Here is a 20,516-nt window from a genome sequence, read left to right as displayed (position 1 = left end):
ATCAGCGGCGATATCTCCAGGATACTGCTCCCGTAGACCGATCGGCCTGCGTCCTTCACCGAGGCCGGCGCTTTGCGCTAACCCGACTGGCGCAGCCAATGACGGTCGAACACATCTAGAATAGCCCGGAACTCGGCCGGCGGGATCTGATTGGCGCCGCCGTCGCTGCTGTCTCCGATGAGGAATTGCGCCAGCTGCCGGTCGACCGCTTCCGGCTGCTCGACGGTCAGACCGAGCGATGCCAAATCTCTGGCGATCGACCCGCCAGGGGGCAGATAGCCGCCCCATCCCTCCGGCGCCGGATCGCGCAAGCGGACGATCAGGATCCTGGTCAGGGACGGCTGCGGCTCCGGACCGATGATGGCGCCACCGCACATATAGCCGCCAAGCACGCTTCCCGGCCGCGACTGCGGGAACAGGCAGAGGAAGAAATGGGCATCGCCGCCGGTTTCCTTGAGAAGCGCATAAAGGCCGCGTTTTGTCGAGGTCACCGGTCCGCCGACCAGCAATTGCCCGGTCGGCAACACCTCGCGATAGGCGGCAGTCAACCCGTGCGCACCCGGCCCGATCTCTATCGACAGGCTGCCCCTGATCAGCTGGCCGCGATAATAGGGCGACAAGGCATGCGAATAACATGCGTAGGTTCCGGCAAGGGCCAATCCGAGGCCTCGCTCCTCATGCCCGGATGATGCCTCGAACTGCGCGCCGGCGCGGCGTTCCAGTTCCGTCCTGTCGATGCCGTGTCGGGCGCAGATCGCGGCGGTGAAGCCGCGCAGATCGCTTTGGGCAATCCAGGCGCCGGGTTGCTCCAGCTTAAGAACCTTCGACCAATCGTCATAGACGCTCAGTTGGCGTGGCTGGGCGCGGCCCTGCAGCCATTTGTCGGCACGACCAAGATCGAACGCCGTGTTCGGGTTGACGTCACGGAACGCAGCCGCAAGATCCTTGCGACTGACGGCTCCCAGCAGGGCCGAAGTCAGCCGCAATTTCTGCGCGATATGCTGTGCCATCCCACTGCCCCTTATGCCACTGCAAGGCATAACATGTGCCAGCACTTGCTCCCACAGCATTCATTGCGAGCCGCACTTCTCCTAAAGTTCCATATTCCAGGAAATCCGCGGAATTCCACGCTGTTCCACGCGCCTGCCCTTTTCGCCCCGCCGGGTGGCGCTAAGGTCGCGCAAGGCAAGGGCAACCGCCGTAAAACGATCTGGAGCTTGAATACACAACCCCTTCCTCCCTCGCAGTCATGGCACGACCGATTTGAGCAACCGCGAAACCGGGCTTTCCGGCCGAAAAACGAACCGCCGCCTCAACCAAGGAAGGAACAATTCGATGTCCTGGATCGCCTCTCCCAAAATCCCCTTCACCGCCGTTGCGGCTGGATCCGCCGCGCTGCTGCTGCTGACCTTCGGGCCGGACGGACCGTCGCGAGCTGCAGCCGGCTCACGCGCGGCAGCGACATACGGCAAGCCGGTTCGTGCGGCCATCGAGCCCACGCGCATTGAAGTCGACAGCAGCGCGCATGTGATCCGCTTTTATATCGACGGCAAGCAGGTGGCCCTGCTCGACTCGACCGGCTTCAAGGATTGACGTCAGGTCGGACGAAGCGGGCGAATAGCTGCTGCCCTCATGCGCGAACGACGGTTATCAAGGACGAGTGACCGTCAAACTTTGCGCGACGTGCTGCGCACCCGGTGCCCTTGATGCGGCTGCAAGCCTGACTCGCGTCGGTTCCTTGCAGTCGCGCTTTTCCACAAGCCATATTCCAGGAATTCCGGAGAATTCGACGCCCTTCCACACAGCGGCGGTGTTCGAGCCGGCGGCTGTGGTTAACCTTGCGTTAACCACGGAGGGACCCATCATGAAACTTGCCCTGTCTGCAATTCTCGTCCTGCTAGCATTTTCGCAATCCGTGGAGGCCAAGACGAAAGTCGTTGCCACCGGGACCAAGGCGGCCACGGCCAACGAAAGCAGGCCGCAGCTAGATGACAAGCCCACAGGTGGGATCACGGCCTCGTCTGGTGCGATGGTGGCGCCAGCCGGCAAGGATGGGTCCAATCCATATCCGCCGGCGATCTATTTCAACTTCTAGCCGACGCTGCGCTTGCTCCTAACCGACGCCACACTTGCGGCTGACGCACCGTAGCAGAATTAGATGATTGCGGGTGGAACCAATCCTTCGCTTCTATGTTATTTGACATATCGAACATCCCAAGCGTTCGGTTGTTAAAAAGCCCGCTTCCCGATCCCCCCTCCGGAATGCGGGTTTTTTTGCGTCTTTCGCCCGGCAACGGGTACGTCATTTGACATAGACATTGGACGCTACTCGACCATGGGTCTACCGAAACGCCTGCCGTCCGGAAATTGTCTCGATCTTGATCTGGTAAAACAGATGGCTGCCGGCAGTGACAGGCGTCGCACCCAGATTGAGCGAGCCGGGCTCCCACCAGTTGGCGTGCTTCTGCAGCAGCGACCAGGCAAATTCACGCTCATGGTCCGACTGCGGCCCCTGCTGGACGACGGCCGGCGCCGTCGGATTCAGAGCGGGCGCCTTCGGCAAGTCCTCGAAGACGCCGTCGACGACGACGCTCTTCCAGCCATGGACGCCGCCGACATCGTCGACCTGCAGGCAGACTCGCGGGTTGACCCGCATCCACTCGACCTTCTTGCCGAGCAGCGAGAAGCTGAAAATGAAATTGTCGCCGAAGGCAAAATGGATCGGCACCACATAAGGCCGGTTGTTTCTGACACAGCCGAGGCGGCCAAGCCTGGCCGACTTCAACATGACGGTGCATTCCTGTCGCGTCATCTCCCTGATATTCATTGTGATTGTTCTTTCCGTTGGTTCGTTTCTGCTGGGTCAGATCCTGGTTGAGTCAGGCACCCTGGTCGAGCCGCCGGATGGCCCGGACCGCCTCCATTTCGGCGACGCCGATCAGCGCATCGATGGCCTGGATCGCCTCAATGTGACCACGGCTTGCCACCGTCTTGCGCAGGGCATGCAGGTCATCACGAATGTCGCAGAGCGTGGTTCGGACTGTGAGGGGCATGGGCCGCCTTCCAGCGACACAACAACCTGAGATAGTGATAGGTTCCGCTTCCATCGGAGAGCTTCATCAGCCCGGCAGTACCAGTCCTTCCACTCTCACCTGCCTGGCAGTGCCGCCTCGCTTCAGCCGACCCTGACGACGAAGTGCTTGGTCACCGGCTCAATGATCTTCCACGTTCCTCTGAAATCGGCTTCGACTACGAAGGCATCGCCAGGGCCGACTTCGACGGGCGTGCCGCCATCGGGCGTGATGACGATACGGCCCGAGATCATGTGCACGAATTCGTAATCGGTATAGGTCGCGTGATAGGTGCCGGGGGTGGCCTGCCAGGTTCCCGACATGACCTTGCCGTCTTTGGTGGTGTGCTGGACGGCGGTCTTCATGGTCGGGTTGCCGTCGACCACGACCCAGCCCGCGAGGTCGCCGGCCTCGGCGTTTTCAACGGCGCCGAATTTGAGGATGGTCTGGTCTGTCATGATCGGGCTCCATTTGAACTGCGCCGGCATTGGCTGCCGGTCAATAGCCGATGCCCCGGACATCGGCAACGCGAATGCCCTGCCTTCGCACTGGCGGCGGTCCGCTTGACCTTGCGCCATCCGCGGGATAGGGCCGACCCCGGCACCACCCACCGGCCCGATGAGAGACCCGACATGACAGACGTGATCGTAAGAGACAGCAACGGCACTCCGTTGAACGAGGGCGATTCCGTGACCCTGATCAAGGATTTGAAGGTCAAGGGCACATCGGAGACGATCAAGCGCGGCACGCTGGTGAAGAACATCCGTCTCAACGGCAATCCTGACGAGATCGAGTGCAATACCAAGCAGGTGAAAGGCCTGGTGCTGAAAACCGAGTTCCTGAAAAAGGCGTGATCGCGTAAGTTTTTGGCCCATGAATCGCTTGGGCCTTGCGCCTTTGTCGACGCCGGGGGGCGCCTTCTTGAAGGCCGGTTGAAGCGTAATTACATCAATAGTTAAGCGTGCATTTGCACGCGAATATCGTGCTTTGGTCAAGCTTCATCTGTGGAGGTTGTCATGGCAAACCTGATGGAAGGAAAGAAGGCCCAGGATTGGATCAATCTGGTCCTTGCGATCTGCCTCTTCATCTCACCCTGGATCATCGGCTTCGTCACGGAAGCCAATCCTGCGTGGAACGCCTGGATTTCCGGCATTGTGCTCGGTGCCCTGGCGCTCGCCGCGCTCTCGGCATTCGCCGAGTGGGAAGAGTGGCTGAACCTTGTTGTAGGGCTCTGGCTGATCGTCTCGCCCTGGTTGCTCGGCTTTGCCGCGAGCGTCAACGCAATGGGGACCCATGTGGTCCTCGGCGTGCTGGTTGTCGCCGCTTCGGCCTGGGCAGTCTGGGACTACCGTCACCCGCACGCGCACGCGTGATGGTGCGAACCGAGGGGGAGCCCGGCGCGTGAGTGCCAGGCTCCTCTAAAAGGCTGGATGGACATACAAGCCCGCAAGTCGGGCTAGGTGGTGCTTGGCGCGCAAAAAACGGCCAGCAGCGGCACAAACCGGGCAGCAGCGCCGACCTCTGGCGCCACTTGCCGCTACCGCTTACCCGCGAATCTTCCCCTTATGTTGCACTGCGTTAGATTTGTTGCATTGCAATATCGACACATCGCGTCGAGGTTTCGCGTCGGGTGGGGGTGTCAACGACCAACACGGGGGTTCGTCGTGTCAGCATCGTTCCGGCCTGATATCGAAGGGCTGCGGGCGCTCGCGGTGTCGGGCGTCATCGCGTTCCATTTCGGCCTGTCGGACCTGCCGGGCGGCTTCACTGGCGTCGACATCTTCTTCGTCATCTCCGGCTATCTGATCACCGGCCAGTTGCTGCGGGAAATCGACGACACCGGCAGGCTGGACCTGTGGCGCTTCTACGCCCGGCGCGCCAGGCGCCTGCTGCCGGCCTCGCTGTTCGTCATCCTGGCCACGCTTGTCGCCGGCTATTTCATCCTGGCGCCGGAGGAACAGTCGCTCTATTCGAAAGGCGCCATGTTCGCGTCGGCCTATGCGATCAATTTCTGGCTGATCCGCTGGTCGTTCGACTATTTCGCCCCGGATGCGGCGAACAACCCCTTCATCCACTTCTGGTCACTCTCGGTCGAGGAGCAGTTCTATCTCGCATGGCCGGCGCTGCTGCTGCTTGCCGCCTGGCTGCGCCCGGGCAGGCGCGCGGCGATCCTGGTGATCGGCCTCGCCGGCGTGGTGTCGTTCGCCGTCTGCGCCTGGCTGACGGAAATATCGCAGCCCTGGGCCTTCTATTTCTCGCCGCTCAGGGCCTGGGAGTTCGCTGCCGGCGGCCTGGCGACGATGGCGCCGGCAGGATTCTGGCGGCAGCGCCCGCAACTTGGCGCGGCATGCGCATGGCTCGGCTTGGCGCTGATCGCCGGCGCCTATCTGACCTTCAGCGAGGACGCTCCCTTCCCCGGCGTGATGGCGCTGGTGCCGGTGGCCGGCGCCGTGCTGTTGCTCCTGACCGGCTCGGGCAATATGCAAAAAGGGCCGAGCGCCCTGCTGTCGCTGCCGCCTCTGCAATGGCTGGGAAAGCTTTCCTATTCGCTCTATCTCTGGCACTGGCCGGTCATTGTCTATGCCGCGATGATGGTTCCCGAGTTGTCGCTTGCCGATCGGCTCGGCTGCCTGGTGCTGACGCTGGCGCTGTCGATCTTCACCTATAATTTCATCGAGAACCCGATCCGTCGCAATGGCTGGCTAATGGCCAATGCGGCGCGGGCGCTGGTGCCGGCCGTCCTCCTGACCGGCACCGGCGTCGCAGCCGCTTACGCCAATGCGCGCCTCGCCGTGCACGATATCGACCCCGAACAGCGCATCATCGCCGAGAGCGCCGCACTGCCCTCCACCGCGCGCGCCGGGGGCTGCATTATCGACTTCGAGGATGTCACGCCAAAACACTGCGTGTTCGGCTCGAAAAACGCTGAAGGCTCGATCGCGCTGTTCGGCGATTCGCATGCCGACCATTGGTCGACGCCGCTGATCGAGGCGGCGCAAAAGCACAACTACCGGGTCCTCACCTGGCTCAAATCCTCCTGCCGGGCCTCTCAATTGACGATCTGGGTCACCAAGCTGAAGCGCGACTACACCGAGTGCGACCAATGGCGCGCGCAGTCGATCAAGGAGATCATCGCCGCGCGGCCGAGCCTGGTGGTGATTTCGGAGATCGCGCTGGCGAGCTCGCGCAAGATGTCGCCCAACGCCAAAGTGTCCGACAGCCAGGATGCGGAATGGCGCGCCGGCCTGCGCGCGACGATCGAGGCGTTCAGCCGGGCCGGGCTGAAGGTCGCCTTCATCCGCGACGTGCCCTTCAACGACGAGCAGGTCGACACCTGCGTGGCCCGCGCGCTGTGGCGGGGACAGACACCATCGCTGTGCGACCAGACGCGGGCCTACGCCGCCAACGATGCCGCCGCCGCGGTGGAGCGCGACATCGTCCGCTCGATACCGAACGCCACCTATGTCGACATGACCGACCAGTTCTGCGACGCCGAGACCTGTCATGTCTTCATCGGCGGCCAGCTGGCTTACCGCGACCGCCACCACATGGCGACACCCTTTGCGCAGACGCTGGAGCGGCCGGTCGAGCGCGCGCTGTTCTCCAACATGGTGACAGCTACCGTAAAGTGACGCAGGCGCCCGCTCCGCTACGGCAGCTCTTCCTCGTCCGGCGTCTCGAGCAACTCGATCAGTGCCGCCACCCTTGCCGACGGCAGTTGACGGCCTTCGTTCACCAGCGCCTCGTCGGCGCCGATCCAGGCGAAGGCCTCGCGCAATTCCTCGATCGTCGCGCCGGTCGAGACGATGTCGGCGATGACGGTCTCGTCGACTGGCCCCAGCACCGAAATGATGTCGTCGCGTGTCATGCTCACCTCCATTGGGAGAGTGCCGGGAGCCGGCATCCCGCAAGCTGGCAACACAGGGGAATCTGGGGCCTGACAGCGCGGCCGGCAATAAGCGGAGCGAAATTGCCGGGCGACGCCGGCCGAGCGGCCAGCCAGAGCCGTGGCGGGCTCGCGGGCACGATTATGGCGGCCAGGCTGAAACGGGCCGAAAGCCCGCCATTTTCCTGTGCCTCCCCTCAAGTAGCTTCACCCAGGTGACGATCCCTGCTACGGGCGGCTTCCCGCTCCAGGCTTGGAAATGCGCATGAAGCTTCTGAAATATTTGCTTGCGGCCTCGCTGCTGGCGCCGCCGGTCTCCCAGGCACAGACTGCGGAACAGTCGAAACCTGAATGGAAGCTGATCGAGAAGATCGAGACCTACGCCATTTCGGGGCAGACCGGGCCGGAGCTCTATGCCTCGATCGGCGAGCGGGGGCCGATGATCGGCAAGAGCAAGCACCGCGTCATCGCGCATACCAATTTCAAGCTGACCTGGGTCAGGGATTATCAGCCGCGCGGCGATGCCTGCGTGCTGGCTTCGGCACGGCCGAAGCTCATCATCACCTACACCTTGCCGAAACCCTCCAAACCGCTGCCGGCCACGGTCCAGAAGAGCTGGGAAATTTTCGCCGCCGGCATCGCCGCCCACGAAAAGGTGCATGGCGACGCAATCGCCGACATGGTGCGCCAAATCGAAGCCGTCAGCGTCGGCCTGACAGTGCCTGGCGACCCCGGCTGCAAGAAGATCAGGACCGAGCTGACCAACCGGCTCTCCGAACTCTCTCAGGCCCAGCGGCAGGCAAGCCGCGAGTTCGACCGCGTCGAATTTGGCAAGGCCGGCAACATGCAGCGGCTGATCGTCGGTTTGCTGATGGGACGGTAGGGAGGATGGCGCGAGGCCCCTCTTACTAACCCGCCACCGGCGTCCACATCACATCCTCGACCCTGCCCGCCCCTGTCGCCAGCATCACCAGCCGGTCGAAGCCGAGCGCCGAACCGCTCGCTTGCGGCATGATGGCCAACGCCGCGAGAAAATCCTCGTCGATCGGATAGCGCTCGCCATAGATGCGCTGCTTCTCGTCCATCTCGATCTGGAAACGCCGGCGCTGTTCGGCCGCGTCGGTCAGTTCGCCGAAGGCGTTGGCCAGTTCGACGCCGCAGCAATAGAGCTCGAAGCGCTCGGCAACCCTGGCATCATCAGCGCTCGGCCGGGCAAGGGCTGCCTCTGAGATCGGATAGCCGTAGAGGATGGTGGTCCGCCCCTGCCCCAGCATCGGCTCGACCTTCTCCACCATCACCCGGCTGAACAGATCCGCCCAATTGTCGTCGGGCGCGGTGCGCAAGCCGGCCTCGACCAGCGCCGCATGCAGCGCTTCGCGATCCGTATTCCCGTCCGCCCCCACCGTCGCCAGCAGGTCGATGCCGGCATGACGCGAAAAAGCATCAGCGACGCTCAACCGTTCCGGCGCGGCGAACGGGTCGGCCTCGCGGCCGCGAAAGACAAAACGCCTGGCGCCCGCCTGCTCCGCCGCCAGCGCGACGAGCCCGGCGCAATCCTGCATCAGGCTCTCATAGGCTTCATCGGCCCGGTACCATTCGAGCATGGTGAAGGACGGATGGTGCAAGGGGCCGCGCTCGCGGTTGCGGTAGACGGCGCCGAGGCTGAACAGCCGCTTCTCGCCGGCGGCCAGCAGCTTCTTGCAGGCGAATTCCGGCGAGGTGTGGAGATAGAGCGGCTGGCGAGTGCCATCCGGCCCGATCGCCTCGGTGGCGAAGGCCGACAGATGTGCCTCATTGCCGGGCGAGATTTGCAGGGCCGCAGCCTCGACCTCGACGAAATCGCGCCGCGCAAACCAGTCGCGAAAGGCGGCAGCGATCCGGTTGCGCAGGATCAGCCGCGGCCGGCGGTCGGCATGGACATCGGGCGTCCACCAGGGCGAGGCGCCGGTCATGCGGACCAGAATTGCACAGAAGGCTGGCGGTTCAAGCCAAGATGCGCTAGGGCGACGGCTCGCGCGGCCGATTTGCGCCGATCAACCATTTCAGGCCGACAAGGCCAACGAACCAATGCAGGATTGAAAATCGTGGTGAAGGTCATCGCCAGTTCCCTACGCAAAGGCAACGTCGTCGACAAGGACGGCAAACTCTATGTGATCCTCTTTGCCGAGAACATCCACCCCGGCAAGGGCACGCCGGTGACCCAGCTCGACATGCGCCGCATCGCCGACGGCGTGAAGGTTTCGGAGCGCTACCGCACCACCGAACAGGTCGAGCGCGCCTATGTCGAGGAGCGCGAGCACACCTTCCTCTACAGCGACGCCGAAGGCTTCCATTTCATGAACCCGGAAACCTACGACCAAGTGGCGGTGCCCGAAAGCGTGGTCGGCGACATGGCGCCCTATCTGCTCGAAGGCATGGCAGTGCAGATCTCGCAATTCAACGGCATCGCGATATCGCTGGTGCTGCCGCAACGCGCCACTTTCGAGGTGGTCGAGACTGAGCCGGTGACCAAGGGCCAGACGGCATCCTCCTCCTACAAGCCGGCCACGCTCTCCAACGGCGTGCGCACCGCAGTGCCCCCGCACATCTCAGCCGGCACCCGCGTGGTGGTGATGACGGCGGATGGGGCGTATGTGGAGCGGGCGAAGGATTGAGCTCCTAAGCCACAAACACATCCGCTCTGTGGTGGGCAAGGTAGCCTTGCTGCGCCGAGTTGAAGGCGCCCGTACGCCAGACGGCGGGGGCTTCGGAAAAGCCGAAACTCTGTATCACCAGCTGATCGAATCCGAGACGCTGCAAATCCGCTTTGTCGACGCGGGAGGATATCCGCACCTCGCCGCTACCTTCAAAACTGATGAACCCGCGGTCAAACAGGTGATCTGCGTCTGGCGTCAGCAGCAAGCCGTTCATGCCGTCGAGGCGCTCCTGTGCAGAAGCGCAGAGGCGCCAAGGTTTAATATGGCTTGCGATCAACAACGAGGGGTTAGTTACCCCGGTGAGACGGCATGAGCGCTCGACAGCTTCGACATTGGCACGAAATTTCCCCTGACCACGACGAGCTTGAATGACGCTCTTTCTTTCAGTGTCTTCAAGCTGAAGATCTTCTCGGATACGGCGCTCGACCGCGTCCTCCAACTTTTCGTTGACTGCTTCGAAGGTGAGGCTGTTGGTGCCGCCATGCATCAGACTTTCGCGATTGAAGGCTGCACCAGCAACAATAGTGTGAAACACATCCGGCGAGACGCTGGCAAGATAGACCTTCTGATAGCCAGATCCGGAGTTTGGGTCGATCGGTGAGTAACGGGCCGGTAGAAGTGGGCCCAACTCACCAATCAGAGCTTTGGGACTAACCGACGGTTCAAGCGGCGTCCAATAGACTGGTAGAAGCCATCCTTCCTGGTTCCAGTAGATGTTTTGGAATTCGGCTGGCTTCGGCGCGGTAAATGCGAACGCTGTCACCCGCCCCACATAGCGAATGGCCTGGCCGAAGAAAGACAGCACGAGGTCGCCAGGCGTTGCCCGGCGCATGTTGTTGTAGAACTCGCTTCGTTTCCCATTTTTTTCAGTCTTGGGCGACCAAAGGTATTGCCCCTCGATCTCTTGGCGAGCGGTCTGATTGTGATTGACCCACCAGAACTGCGACATCTTTTCTAAGCACTGAATTAATTGCCAGAGAGCTGAACAGGTTCTATTCGAGCGACGCGAGGTCTTCAAGGTTCAGCGTAAGACTTGGAAAGGATACCTTGAGGTATTTTCAGCCAACACCCCTCACCCCACCCGCCGCCCCAGCATCATCCCGTAATGCACCGCCAGCAAATCCAGCCCCACTTTGAGCAGCTTGGTCACCACATCGCGCCCCTCACCGGTTTGCTCGGCCACGCTCTTTACCGTTTCGCCCATGCAGCAGACCTTCTGCACCACGCCCGCCAATTCCCAATGCGCCAGCGCCCTGGTGGCGTTGGCGTGGGCGCGGCCGGCTGAGAGGATGCGGTCGGCGACGCCGCCGTCCCTGCGGCCGCCATCGACGCGCTCGGTCCAGGTCATCGGCCTGACGCCGTCCTGCTGCGAGACGCGGAAATCCTCGCGGTAGCGCAGGCCCGCCTCGCGCTGCTGGTGCGACAGCGAGGTGATGCCGGTGAGCGGATCGACATTGCGCACCCGCACGATGCCGCCGGTCGAGGTGTAGCCGTCATTGGACACCTCGTAGACGCGCCGCGCCTCGGCCGTGCCGGTGGCCAGCCGCTTGCGGCCGAACCTGTCGTCCTGCAGCGCGAAATCATGGCCGATCTCCTTGCGGATGCGCACCTGCTCGGCCTCGGCCCTGGGCAGCTTCGGTGGCTTGGCTTTGGCTTTCTGGGCGGTCTTCTTGCTCATGGGGTTCGTCCTCCTGGGTGTGGGGTCAAGCCTTGGCGGCCGCATCCGCCAGTGCCGTGCGGCGGTGGTCGTAAAAGCGCGCCGCGTGATGGGCGCAGTAGCTCTTCAGCGGCGGGGTAAGCAGACCGCAGCACAGCATGTCCGGCCCCGGCCGGGCTCCAGGCGCGTCGTTTTCCGGGTCTTCCTCCAGCGCCGGATCCAGCGGCGCGCGGCAGCGGTCGAACAGGCAATCGATGAAGCGCATGGCCGCGACATGCGGCTGACGCCCAGCAACGACGGGACGCGGCGTCGGTGCCTTAGGGCGCACCGGCGCCGGGACGCCGAAATCCAGCCCGACCTGCCGCGGCAGCAGCCAGACCGGCGGAGCCAGTCGCACAGACTTGACGGGATTTGCCGACTTCAAGGGCTTGGCCACTACAGCCCTGACCTGCCCAGGCAGCTTTGCTTGCCCCGGCAGTTCCGCTTGCCCCGATGATCCGGCCTGCCTTGCGCACGGCCTGGCCGCAGCTTTCCTCGGCCGCCCGCCGGACCTGCCACCACCGGGATTGGCAAAGCCGATGGCGCTCAAACCGGCATTGCGGTGGACGATGCCGATGACGGCATTGCGTGAAACCCCACTGCCGCGCAGCGCGCTCAGCCGGTCGGAGATCTTCGAGGCCGACAGCCCGTCCTTCAGCCAGCCGGCGATCGCTTCCAGTTCGGTCTCGGTATAGAAGGCCATTGTCTTGATCCGTTGATTGCGCGCGGCCGCGCCGAAAGACGCCCGGGAAGGCCAGTTTCAGGGGTTCGGTCCGAGCGCCGTTGGGCGCAGGTTCAGAGGCCGATCATCGTTCTGCCGGCGGCGCGGTGCTGGCTTGGCCCGCGATGAGGCCAAGCTTCGCCTCGGCCGCATCGCGGCTGGCGCCGGACCCCGCCCTGCCCGTCCGCCGGTCCAGGACGATGACGGTGCCGTCCTCGGTGCGGATGCACGATTTGCTTCCCGCATCGCGGATCGGCGAACCGGCCCGCCCGTCACGGAAATGCGTGGCCGGAGGCGCGAAGCCTCCGGCCGTTCCAGACGCCGGGGGAGACGACGCCGGATCCGAGGCATCAGCCTCGGGCTTCGCCCCGGCCGGGGAGGAGGACAGCCGGGACGGATGGGAAATCGAAAAAGGGCGATGCGGCTTGTGCATGACCAGATATAAGCATAACTCAAAAACTTATGCAAGCCATTCTTGCATGGACGAAACCGATTCTTATGTTTCAGATGGCGCCATGACGAAAACTCCATTGTCGATCAAGGTCGGGGCGGCGATCCGCAAGGCGCGCAAGCAGCGTGGCCTGGTGATGCGCCACATTGCCGAGCACAACGACACCGATGTCGCCGCCGTCGGCAATTGGGAAACCGGCCGCAACCTGCCCAAGACCGAGAACCTGTTGAAGACTGCCGCCTTCCTGCGCGTCGACCCGGTGGCGCTGGGCAAGGGCGAGGTGGTCTTCCTCGACGATGCCGACAATGTCGCCGACGCCGAGATCGTCACCGATCCCGCCCCCTTGCCCACCGGCCCGATGGACATCAAGATTTTCGGCGCCGCCGTCGGCGGCGACGACGGGGACTTCACCTTCAACGGCGAGACGGCCGGCTATGTCCAGCGCCCGCCGGGCATAAAGCATCTGCAAAATGTGTTTGCGCTGCATGTGCTCAGCGATTCGATGGTGCCGCGCTACGAGCCGGGCGACATGATCTATTGCGGCGGCCGCGACGCCGTGCCTGGCGATCATGTGGTGATCGAAACACTGCCCGAGGAGGGCGAACGCAATGGCAAGGCCTTCGTCAAGAAGCTGGTCAAGCGCACCGCTGGCGAGCTGGTCGTCGAGCAGTACAATCCGCCGAAGACGCTGACCTTCAACCGCTACGCGATCAAAAACGTCTTCCGTGTCATCCCGCTCAAGGAACTGCTGGGGTACTGAAGCGGTGGCGCCACCCCCCTTGCGGGGGAGATGGCAGATCTGACCATCAAGCCCGCCTGGATCTCTTCAGCGGCGCCTCGCGTTCGGCTCGCCTCTGCGCGTCGATGCGCCGCCGCTCATGTTCTTCGATGAATGCAGCCTGGATCGCAACCGCCCTGCCCGGCAGGCCGTCGGCCCGGCAGGACTTGCAGACCAGACGCTCCGAAAGCGTCACCAGCGGCGTCTGCCCACTCACCCCGTGACGTCTGAGCTCTGCCGGTTTCCACCATCTGTTGCGGCCGCAGTCGATACATTCGACCGCAATCGAAACGACATCGGCGATCGTCGCCTCCTTGCCCGGCAATGTCATCGTTATCAGCCCCTTTGTTCCTGTTTTGTTCACATCATTATTGGTTTTTCCGTAGGAGTCGAGTCGGTTCAGCTCAAGTCAGAACAAAAGTTTCACTTGTGCATATTTTTGAGTTATGCTTATATTTGTGAAAGCCACCGTCGCCACCCACGCCGATGGGCGGCAGGCGCGGCCGTCGGCATTGAGGAAGTGACGATGGACTCCACCCAATTCGCCCGCGACTGCGGCTATAGCGGCGACAGCCCGGCCATGCTGACCGCGTTGGCGGCCATCCGCCTGGATGGCATAGCCAGGGCCCGGCAAGGCCATGACCAGCGCAAGGCGGTGGTCGACCGGCTGAAGCAGAGCGAGGCACTGTTCCTGGCAGCGATCGGCCCGGCGCTGTCGGCGCAGGAGGCGATCGAGGATGCCGCCCGCTTCATCGCCTGCTATCGCAACATGCCGCGCTGGCGCCAGGAAAGGCGCCTGCCAGATCTCGCCCGCGCCAAACAGCAGCGTCTGCTGGCGCGCTTCTTCCGCCGCTACGGCCACCGCCTCTGGGCACGGGAAGCTGCCTGAGCCGATGCTCCCCTCATCCGTGCGGCTCGCGTTCAGCATCGGCTGGTCCGCTTGGCCGACCTCCTTTGAATCGAGCATTGACAAGCCAGTCTTTCGCTCCGATCCATCCGCATCATGATTTACGATCGAGCCTGGCTTGAAGAAGCCTTTCGCGCAAAGTCCCGGCAGAAGTTCCTGTTCTTCTGGGGCCACCAGCCGTCCAGGGACGGCCGCATCACCGCGTCCTGTTTCAGCCAGTGGTGGCATGCGCCGTTCACCGTCGACGGCCTGAGCTATCCGACCGCGGAACATTGGATGATGGCGCAGAAGGCACGCCTGTTCGGTGATGATCAGACGGCAACGCAAATTCTCAAGGCGGCGAGCCCCAAGCAGGCAAAGCAACTGGGCCGGCAGGTGAGCGGCTTCGATGGATTGAAATGGGACGCCAAAAAGTATCGCATCGTGATGGAAGGGAGTTTCCAGAAGTTCCGGCAAAATGCGGCGCTGCGCGACTATCTGCTGTCGACCCGTGACTTGGTTCTGGTCGAGGCCAGCCCCGTCGATCGGGTCTGGGGTATCGGCCTTGCAGCGGATGACGAGAAAGCGGCGAACCCTCTGCTGTGGCGCGGCGAGAACCTGCTTGGGTTTGCGCTGATGCAGGCCCGGGATAGGCTGCGCAGCTGAAAAGACTAAGCGACGCGCATGTAGCGTCTGCGCTGCTTGACAATCTGCCCATTTGTTCCCTTTATGTTCTCTTCAGAACCACCTCAACAATGCGGCGTTCCAACCGCCGCGGGCGAACGGCTCGGATGGAAGCCAACATCCTCCACGCGGATCTCGACGCCTTCTATGCCTCGGTCGAGCAATTGCTCGACCCATCGCTCCGCGGCAGGCCCATCGCCGTCGGTGGCGGCGTGGTGCTGGCCGCGTCCTACGAGGCCAAGGCTTTCGGCGTGCGTGGCGGCATGCCGGGGCGGCGCGCACGCGAACTCTGCCCGGGCTTGATCTTTGTCGGTGGCAATTTCAGGGAATACCAGCGGCTGGGCGACGCGGCTATTCAAGTGCTTGGCGATTTCACGCCGGTGGTCGAGCGCATTTCCATCGACGAGGCCTTTGCCGACGTTGCCGGCTGCACCCATCTGTTCGGCCCGCCGGCCGAAATCGCCGCTTCTATCCGCCGCCGCGTCAAGGCCGAGCTCGGCCTGCCGATCTCGGTCGGCGTGGCGCGCACCAAGCACCTGGCCAAGATCGCCTCGCAAGTGGCCAAGCCCGACGGGCTGGTGGTGGTCGATCCGCGCCATGAGCTTGAGTTCCTGCACGATCTTCCGGTCGAGCTGATGTGGGGCGTCGGCCCGGTCACCAGGCAGCGGCTGGCCGGCATCGGCGTCAACACCATCGGCGAGCTGGCGAAGACGCCGGGATGGTCGCTGGAGCGCCTGCTCGGCCCGGCGGCCGGCGAAAAGCTCAATGCGCTGGCGTGGAACCGCGATCCGCGCAAGCTCGAGACGCAGCGCCGCGCGCGCTCGGCCGGCGCGCAATCGGCGCTTGGCAGGAAACCCGCCGCTGAAAATGTGTTCGTGCCTGCGCTATTGCATCTGGCCGACAGGGTCGCCACCCGGCTGCGGGCGAAATCGCGGCCCGGCCGCACGGTGACCGTGCGCGTGCGCTTCGCCGACCTCAGCTCGGTGACGCGTTCGATCACGCTCGACCAGCCGATTTCGGCAACCGCCATGCTGGCCGAGATCGCCGAGGCGCTGGTGCGCAAGGTGCTTGTCGACCATCCGCACGAGACGACCATCTCGCTGCTGGCGATCGCCGTCTCGCATCTGGAGCAGCAGTCCGCCTTGCAACTGGAACTGCCGCTTGGCCTCGACGACGACCGCCGCCGCCCCGGTACCCGCAAGGGCGCGGCGCGCTGGACCGCCGACCGCGCCATCGACAAGATCCGCGACCGTTTCGGCTGGGAGGCGGTCGGCTATGCCTCGGTGGCGCTCGGGCCGCGGCGCTCGGTTCCCGACGCGTTTCGCGAACTGGCGGAAAAGGAACTGTGAGCCGGCGGCCGATCCCTGTTTCGCCAGCCACGCCCGGTTGACGAACCGCATCCGCCTGTGAATGATCCGCCGCGCCCGGGCCAGGCTGCTTTGCCAGACCTGGCTCGAACCAGGGATCAGTCATGACAAGCAAGCTGCGCGGCGTCATCGCCGCCATTCCAACCCCGTTCACCAGGACCCTCGAACCCGATATCGACCGTTTCGTCAGCCTGGCCGGCAGGCTGCTGGACGAAGGCTGCGACGCGCTCAATATGTGCGGCACCACCGGCGAGGCAACCTCGATGAGCCTTGCCCAGCGCAAGGCCCTGATGTCGGCCGCCGCAAAAGCCTTGCCGCGCGACCGGCTGATGGTCGGCACGGGCGCTGCGTCCGTGGCCGATGCGATCGAACTCACCCGCCACGCCGGCGAACTCGGCCTCGCCGGCGCTTTGCTGCTGCCGCCCTTCTATTACAAGAACGTTGGCGATGACGGGGTGATCGCCTATTTCGGCGCCGTCGCGCAGATGACCGCGGCGCAGGCGACGCCGCTCTACCTCTATCATTTCCCCGCTCTATCAGGCGTTCCCTTCCACCCAGCGCTGGTGGCGGCGTTGCGCGAGCGGATCGGACCGCGCCTCAGCGGCCTCAAGGATTCATCGGGAGACCTCGCCTATTCGCGCACGGTCGCGGCCGCGGACTTCGATGTTTTTCCAAGCGATGAGGGATCGCTGATGGAGGCCAGAAGCGGCACCTTCGCCGGCTGCATCTCGGCCACCGCCAATCTTTCGAGCAGGCTTTGCGCCGCCGCCTGGCGCGACGGCGATGCCGGCGCGCTCGCCACCGCCTCCGCCATTCGCAAGCGCGTGGCCTCGGGCCCGCTGATCCCCGGCATCAAGGCCATGGTTGCCGAAATGATGGCCGACCCAGCCTATGCCTCGCCATTGCCGCCGCTGACGGCACTGCCTGCCGCAGAGAGCGAAAAACTCAAGCACGATCTCAAGGGCATTCTCGGCCGCGATATCGGCTTCTGAGGTGCGGGGATCCGACTGGCTCTCAGCGATCAGGTCAGACCAGAAGTGTTGCGGTGCCCCAGGCGATCAGGGCGATGCCGGCCGCGCGACCGACCCACTGGCCGGCAGGAAACACCTTTTCAACCAGCACCAGAATGGCGAGCGCGGCAACCCACACCAGATTCATGATGCCGCCCACGAACAGCAACGCCATCAGCATCCAGCAGCATCCGACGCAGAAGGCTCCGTGCAGTGCGCCCAAACGCAGCGCGCCAAGTGCGCGGGGACGCCAGTGGCGGGATAGGAACGCCCACGGCGCCCGGCAATGCGACAGGCAGGCGTTCTTGAGCGGCGAAAGCTGGTAGAGGCCCGCGGCGATCAGGACGATGGCGGAAAGCCAGCGGCTTTGCGAACTCATCATCGTCGCGGAAACAAATCCCTGGCGCTCGAGCAGCCAATGCAGAGCGGCTGCCGCGACGGAGAATCCCAGCCAGACCAGGAGGTAGCCTGCCATGAATACGCCGGTAGGCGCGAGCCTGTCCTGGAGCTGACCCTGTGCGAGCGCATGGCGATGCACGCGCGCATAGAGCAGGATGGTCGGCGCAGCACTTGGGGACATCATGGCGACCATCATGACCCACCACATGGCGATGATCAGCGCCCAGGTCGCGGCCCCCCAGAGCCGCGGTTCCGTCGCCATGGACATTGCGCCCATATCCATACCCGGCATGTCCATGCCGCTCATGTCCATGCCGGGCATAGCGGAGGTCATGTCGGCGGTCTGCTGGTGGGGGAACAGCGCGAGCCGCGTCATCTCCCACGCATTCATGCCGAGCCCTGCTCCGGCGACGATATAGAGCCAGGCCAGCAGGCACAGCGCCACCACTCCCGCAATCGTGAGGGCGCGGTCGCGTCTGAGCAGGCGTTCCAGTGGCGAGGCGCCGTCCATGCGGCACGTCAGGTCCGCACCACCCCATGATTGTTGAGATGCAGCCGCGCAAACTGGCCGTAGCTGTCCGTCATCTTCACCTGAACCGGCCCGCTGGTTGTGCTCGAACCACTGCCGATCTCGGCGACCGCATATTCGAAGCCGTTCGGCAACACGATCTGAGCACGCGAGTCCGCGCCCGTCACCTTGTTGCGGATCGGTTCGCCAACCGTTTCGATATAGTCCTTGACAAAGATGCGGCCCTTGCGGCCGTCGATATCGAGGTCGAGATCGATCTTCGTGAAAACCGGCGCATTCATTTTTGTCACGGTTGAGGCGTAGACGGCGAACATCGTCGCGAACGGATCGGTGTCCTGGCCGGTCATGATGCGCAGCAGCGCTTCGCGCTGCTGGTCGGTTGCATTCTCATCGACGAAAGCGATGGCTTCGCCATTGCCTTCGTGGATCGCGCCAGGCCATTTGAAGATCGCAGCGATCCGCAGCCCATCGAGAGCGGTGTCGCCATGATGGCCTTCATCGATCTGGATGCCCGCCACCGCATGGCAATGGCCCTTGTCGGGCAGCGCATTGAATTGACAGTTGCAGCCATATTCGCAGGTGCAATTGACGAGTTCCCGTCCCCTGATCTCCCAAGATGTCATGACGACCTCCCTGATCCCGGAATATTAGAACATCATCATACACCAGCGCCTGCCGCGCCGCCACCCGTCATGCCGTGACGCGGCAGCTCAACGCTTTCTCGCCGAAATTTGGGGGAACGTCCGCCTTGGAGATGGCGAAGCCGATGTCGGAATGGTGGAAACGAAGTCGGAACGGGCCCGTCCGACCGCACTAGCGAACGTCCGGAAATGACCCAGAAGCGGGCGTTCGGCAGCGATCCGGGCAGCAACGATTTTGGCAGGACCGGAAAACGGTCTGGAATGCTGCAATCATCACCATGTCCCGCCCAAGTTGTGGACACTTCCGTCCCAAAGGCGCACTCTTGGCATGCGAAACGCGAGCCAGAGTTTCGTCCAATGCTTCACATTGCTTGACTTGCGTCGGTGATTGTCTGACCTATCCGGATACTTCCGGGTGGGCAGACCTCACATTGTGTCGCCTATCCGTGATCAGGCTACGACCCAAGGCACGTTGCAGCCCGTTCCGGATCAACTGGGAGGTAACAACATGCCTGATTTTCAGCGCAGAGAACTTCTTGTTCAAGGAAGCGCGGCTCTTGCCGCGATTGCTGCTCTCTATACCTCGCGTCGGGCTTACGCTTTTCCAAAGCAGGCGGGTGAGGAAGTTATTCCGTGGCTGGATCAGCCGACCGAAAATCCCAATCCGGAAGGTATCAAGACCCAGCTTGTCTGGGAGGATCTGGATAGCTGGATAACGCCAAACGACAAGTTTTTCAGCATCTCGCATTTCAACCGACCAACGATCGACGAGAAGACATGGTCCATGGAAATCGGAGGCCTGGTCAAGAAGCCCCTGAAGTTGACGCTCGCCGACATCCGGGCACGACCGCGGCAGGAGGTCGTTTTCACGGTGGAATGCTCGGGCAACCACGGGTTTCCCTTTTTCACCGGCGGCATCGGCAATGCTCGCTGGGCGGGGACGCCGCTCGCCCCGATCCTCGAGGAAGCCGGCGTTCTGGAGAAGGGCATCGAGGTCGTCTTTTTCGGTACTGACACAGGCGAGGTCGCAATACGCGACGTCAAGATGCAGCAGAACTTCGCGCGGAGCATGTCGCTCGCCGACGCGATGAACCCCGACAATCTCCTCTGCTATGAAATGAACGGAGCCGCCTTGCCGGCGCCCAATGGCTTCCCGTTACGGCTGATTGCTCCAGGCTGGTACGGGATCGCCAACGTCAAGTGGCTGGAGCGCATCGAGGTTCGCGATACGCGGTTCATGAGCCTTCTGATGGCCCGTGACTATGTCACCATCCGGGAGGAAGACCACAACGGCGAGACCGTATGGACCGAGACTTCAGTCGGGCGAGCGCTGATAAAGTCCGCGCCTGCAAAGGTCACTCGGAAAGGTTCGGACTATCGCATCATTGGGGCAGCCTGGGGGGCACCGATCGACCGGGTCGAAGTGCAACGCGATAAAGGGCCCTGGGTACGAGCGACCATTGATCACAGTGAGGAGGCCGAACACGCCTGGAAGATCTGGTCCCTCGATTGGCCAAATGCCGGCGCTGGAGAACACACGGTGACCTCGCGCGCGGTCAGCACCACAGGGCAAATTCAACCGGCAATGGACGATCCTTTGATTGCCGGGAAACACACATACTGGGAAAGCAATGGCCAGGTGACGCGCCGCGTGCGTATCGACTAGAGCATTTTGCAGCCAAATGGCATCATTTGGCGTCC

The 20,516-nt window shown here is 63.2% G+C and carries 25 protein-coding genes; 13 read left to right on the top strand and 12 right to left on the bottom strand.

Features of this window, described 5'->3' with window-relative positions:
• Positions 1 to 77: 77 nt before the first annotated feature.
• The gene (locus OHD62_RS23030) at positions 78 to 1,010 is read right to left on the bottom strand and encodes a hypothetical protein (protein WP_263787454.1); all 933 of its coding nucleotides are present in this window, start codon (positions 1,008 to 1,010) and stop codon (positions 78 to 80) included.
• 325 nt (positions 1,011 to 1,335) lie between these two features.
• Here OHD62_RS23030 and OHD62_RS23025 point away from each other — a divergent pair, with 325 nt between their 5' ends.
• Complete coding sequence (locus OHD62_RS23025; protein ID WP_263787453.1) at positions 1,336 to 1,593, top strand: hypothetical protein; 258 nt, start codon at positions 1,336 to 1,338, stop codon at positions 1,591 to 1,593.
• Between the two features lie 271 nt (positions 1,594 to 1,864).
• A complete protein-coding gene (locus OHD62_RS23020; RefSeq protein ID WP_263787452.1) occupies positions 1,865 to 2,095 on the top strand; it encodes a hypothetical protein in 231 nt (76 codons plus the stop codon).
• Between the two features lie 246 nt (positions 2,096 to 2,341).
• Here the strand turns inward: OHD62_RS23020 and OHD62_RS23015 are convergent, their stop codons facing one another.
• From OHD62_RS23015 to OHD62_RS23005, 3 genes are all read right to left on the bottom strand, one after another.
• Entirely contained in the window at positions 2,342 to 2,827 is a 486-nt protein-coding gene (locus OHD62_RS23015) for a pyridoxamine 5'-phosphate oxidase family protein (protein ID WP_263787451.1), read from the bottom strand.
• A 52-nt stretch (positions 2,828 to 2,879) separates the two neighbouring features.
• The gene (locus OHD62_RS23010; protein ID WP_263787450.1) at positions 2,880 to 3,053 is read right to left on the bottom strand and encodes a hypothetical protein; all 174 of its coding nucleotides are present in this window, start codon (positions 3,051 to 3,053) and stop codon (positions 2,880 to 2,882) included.
• A gap of 122 nt (positions 3,054 to 3,175) precedes the next feature.
• A complete protein-coding gene (locus OHD62_RS23005; RefSeq protein WP_263787449.1) occupies positions 3,176 to 3,529 on the bottom strand; it encodes a cupin domain-containing protein in 354 nt (117 codons plus the stop codon).
• Positions 3,530 to 3,703: 174 nt separating this feature from the next.
• Here OHD62_RS23005 and OHD62_RS23000 point away from each other — a divergent pair, with 174 nt between their 5' ends.
• The 3 genes from OHD62_RS23000 to OHD62_RS22990 all read left to right on the top strand — a co-directional run bounded on the left by OHD62_RS23000 (position 3,704) and on the right by OHD62_RS22990 (position 6,703).
• Positions 3,704 to 3,925: an alkylphosphonate utilization protein gene (locus OHD62_RS23000; RefSeq protein WP_263787447.1), complete on the top strand. Its 222-nt coding sequence runs from the start codon at positions 3,704 to 3,706 to the stop codon at positions 3,923 to 3,925.
• A gap of 162 nt (positions 3,926 to 4,087) precedes the next feature.
• Complete coding sequence (locus tag OHD62_RS22995) at positions 4,088 to 4,444, top strand: SPW repeat protein (RefSeq protein WP_008877017.1); 357 nt, start codon at positions 4,088 to 4,090, stop codon at positions 4,442 to 4,444.
• Positions 4,445 to 4,735: 291 nt separating this feature from the next.
• A complete protein-coding gene (locus tag OHD62_RS22990; protein ID WP_263787444.1) occupies positions 4,736 to 6,703 on the top strand; it encodes an acyltransferase family protein in 1,968 nt (655 codons plus the stop codon).
• Between the two features lie 17 nt (positions 6,704 to 6,720).
• Here OHD62_RS22990 and OHD62_RS22985 read toward each other — a convergent pair whose 3' ends face one another.
• The gene (locus OHD62_RS22985) at positions 6,721 to 6,939 is read right to left on the bottom strand and encodes a hypothetical protein (protein WP_263787442.1); all 219 of its coding nucleotides are present in this window, start codon (positions 6,937 to 6,939) and stop codon (positions 6,721 to 6,723) included.
• 283 nt (positions 6,940 to 7,222) lie between these two features.
• On the opposite strand from OHD62_RS22985, the gene OHD62_RS22980 reads away from it, so the two are divergent.
• Complete coding sequence (locus OHD62_RS22980) at positions 7,223 to 7,840, top strand: DUF922 domain-containing Zn-dependent protease (protein WP_263787440.1); 618 nt, start codon at positions 7,223 to 7,225, stop codon at positions 7,838 to 7,840.
• Positions 7,841 to 7,865: 25 nt separating this feature from the next.
• Here the strand turns inward: OHD62_RS22980 and epmA are convergent, their stop codons facing one another.
• Positions 7,866 to 8,909, bottom strand: a complete 1,044-nt coding sequence (gene epmA / locus OHD62_RS22975) for an EF-P lysine aminoacylase EpmA (RefSeq protein WP_263787438.1) — start codon at positions 8,907 to 8,909, stop codon at positions 7,866 to 7,868.
• Positions 8,910 to 9,041: 132 nt separating this feature from the next.
• Here epmA and efp point away from each other — a divergent pair, with 132 nt between their 5' ends.
• Positions 9,042 to 9,611 (top strand): elongation factor P, encoded by a 570-nt coding sequence (efp, locus tag OHD62_RS22970; RefSeq protein WP_263787436.1) that lies wholly within the window; start codon positions 9,042 to 9,044, stop codon positions 9,609 to 9,611.
• Positions 9,612 to 9,615: 4 nt separating this feature from the next.
• On the opposite strand, the gene OHD62_RS22965 is transcribed toward efp, so the two are convergent.
• The 3 genes from OHD62_RS22965 to OHD62_RS22955 all read right to left on the bottom strand — a co-directional run bounded on the left by OHD62_RS22965 (position 9,616) and on the right by OHD62_RS22955 (position 12,052).
• Positions 9,616 to 10,602, bottom strand: coding sequence for an HNH endonuclease (locus OHD62_RS22965; protein WP_263787434.1), 987 nt, complete (start codon positions 10,600 to 10,602; stop codon positions 9,616 to 9,618).
• Between the two features lie 123 nt (positions 10,603 to 10,725).
• On the bottom strand, positions 10,726 to 11,331 hold the full coding sequence (locus OHD62_RS22960; protein ID WP_263787432.1) for a DUF6456 domain-containing protein: 606 nt from the start codon (positions 11,329 to 11,331) through the stop codon (positions 10,726 to 10,728).
• A gap of 25 nt (positions 11,332 to 11,356) precedes the next feature.
• Positions 11,357 to 12,052 (bottom strand): GcrA family cell cycle regulator, encoded by a 696-nt coding sequence (locus OHD62_RS22955; protein ID WP_263787430.1) that lies wholly within the window; start codon positions 12,050 to 12,052, stop codon positions 11,357 to 11,359.
• A 533-nt stretch (positions 12,053 to 12,585) separates the two neighbouring features.
• Between OHD62_RS22955 and OHD62_RS22950 the strand changes: the two genes are divergently transcribed.
• Entirely contained in the window at positions 12,586 to 13,281 is a 696-nt protein-coding gene (locus OHD62_RS22950) for an XRE family transcriptional regulator (RefSeq protein WP_263787428.1), read from the top strand.
• A 46-nt stretch (positions 13,282 to 13,327) separates the two neighbouring features.
• On the opposite strand, the gene OHD62_RS22945 is transcribed toward OHD62_RS22950, so the two are convergent.
• Positions 13,328 to 13,630: a hypothetical protein gene (locus OHD62_RS22945; protein WP_263787426.1), complete on the bottom strand. Its 303-nt coding sequence runs from the start codon at positions 13,628 to 13,630 to the stop codon at positions 13,328 to 13,330.
• Between the two features lie 195 nt (positions 13,631 to 13,825).
• On the opposite strand from OHD62_RS22945, the gene OHD62_RS22940 reads away from it, so the two are divergent.
• The 4 genes from OHD62_RS22940 (at position 13,826) to OHD62_RS22925 (ending at position 17,228) form a co-directional block, all read left to right on the top strand.
• Positions 13,826 to 14,188: a hypothetical protein gene (locus tag OHD62_RS22940; RefSeq protein ID WP_263787425.1), complete on the top strand. Its 363-nt coding sequence runs from the start codon at positions 13,826 to 13,828 to the stop codon at positions 14,186 to 14,188.
• Positions 14,189 to 14,302: 114 nt separating this feature from the next.
• The gene (locus OHD62_RS22935; RefSeq protein ID WP_263787423.1) at positions 14,303 to 14,851 is read left to right on the top strand and encodes an NADAR family protein; all 549 of its coding nucleotides are present in this window, start codon (positions 14,303 to 14,305) and stop codon (positions 14,849 to 14,851) included.
• A 125-nt stretch (positions 14,852 to 14,976) separates the two neighbouring features.
• The gene (gene dinB / locus OHD62_RS22930) at positions 14,977 to 16,218 is read left to right on the top strand and encodes a DNA polymerase IV (protein ID WP_263787421.1); all 1,242 of its coding nucleotides are present in this window, start codon (positions 14,977 to 14,979) and stop codon (positions 16,216 to 16,218) included.
• A 122-nt stretch (positions 16,219 to 16,340) separates the two neighbouring features.
• A complete protein-coding gene (locus OHD62_RS22925) occupies positions 16,341 to 17,228 on the top strand; it encodes a dihydrodipicolinate synthase family protein (protein ID WP_263787420.1) in 888 nt (295 codons plus the stop codon).
• 34 nt (positions 17,229 to 17,262) lie between these two features.
• Here the strand turns inward: OHD62_RS22925 and OHD62_RS22920 are convergent, their stop codons facing one another.
• A complete protein-coding gene (locus OHD62_RS22920; protein ID WP_263787418.1) occupies positions 17,263 to 18,156 on the bottom strand; it encodes a DUF2182 domain-containing protein in 894 nt (297 codons plus the stop codon).
• A gap of 8 nt (positions 18,157 to 18,164) precedes the next feature.
• On the bottom strand, positions 18,165 to 18,797 hold the full coding sequence (locus OHD62_RS22915) for a DUF1326 domain-containing protein (RefSeq protein ID WP_263787416.1): 633 nt from the start codon (positions 18,795 to 18,797) through the stop codon (positions 18,165 to 18,167).
• A 526-nt stretch (positions 18,798 to 19,323) separates the two neighbouring features.
• Here OHD62_RS22915 and OHD62_RS22910 point away from each other — a divergent pair.
• The gene (locus tag OHD62_RS22910) at positions 19,324 to 20,481 is read left to right on the top strand and encodes a sulfite oxidase (RefSeq protein ID WP_263787414.1); all 1,158 of its coding nucleotides are present in this window, start codon (positions 19,324 to 19,326) and stop codon (positions 20,479 to 20,481) included.
• Positions 20,482 to 20,516: the final 35 nt, after the last annotated feature.

The organism is Mesorhizobium sp. YC-39, assembly GCF_025753795.1.
Lineage (GTDB): Bacteria > Pseudomonadota > Alphaproteobacteria > Rhizobiales > Rhizobiaceae > Mesorhizobium.
The sequence above is the reverse complement of the archived record's forward strand: the minus strand, read 5'-3'. Positions and strand labels throughout refer to the sequence as shown.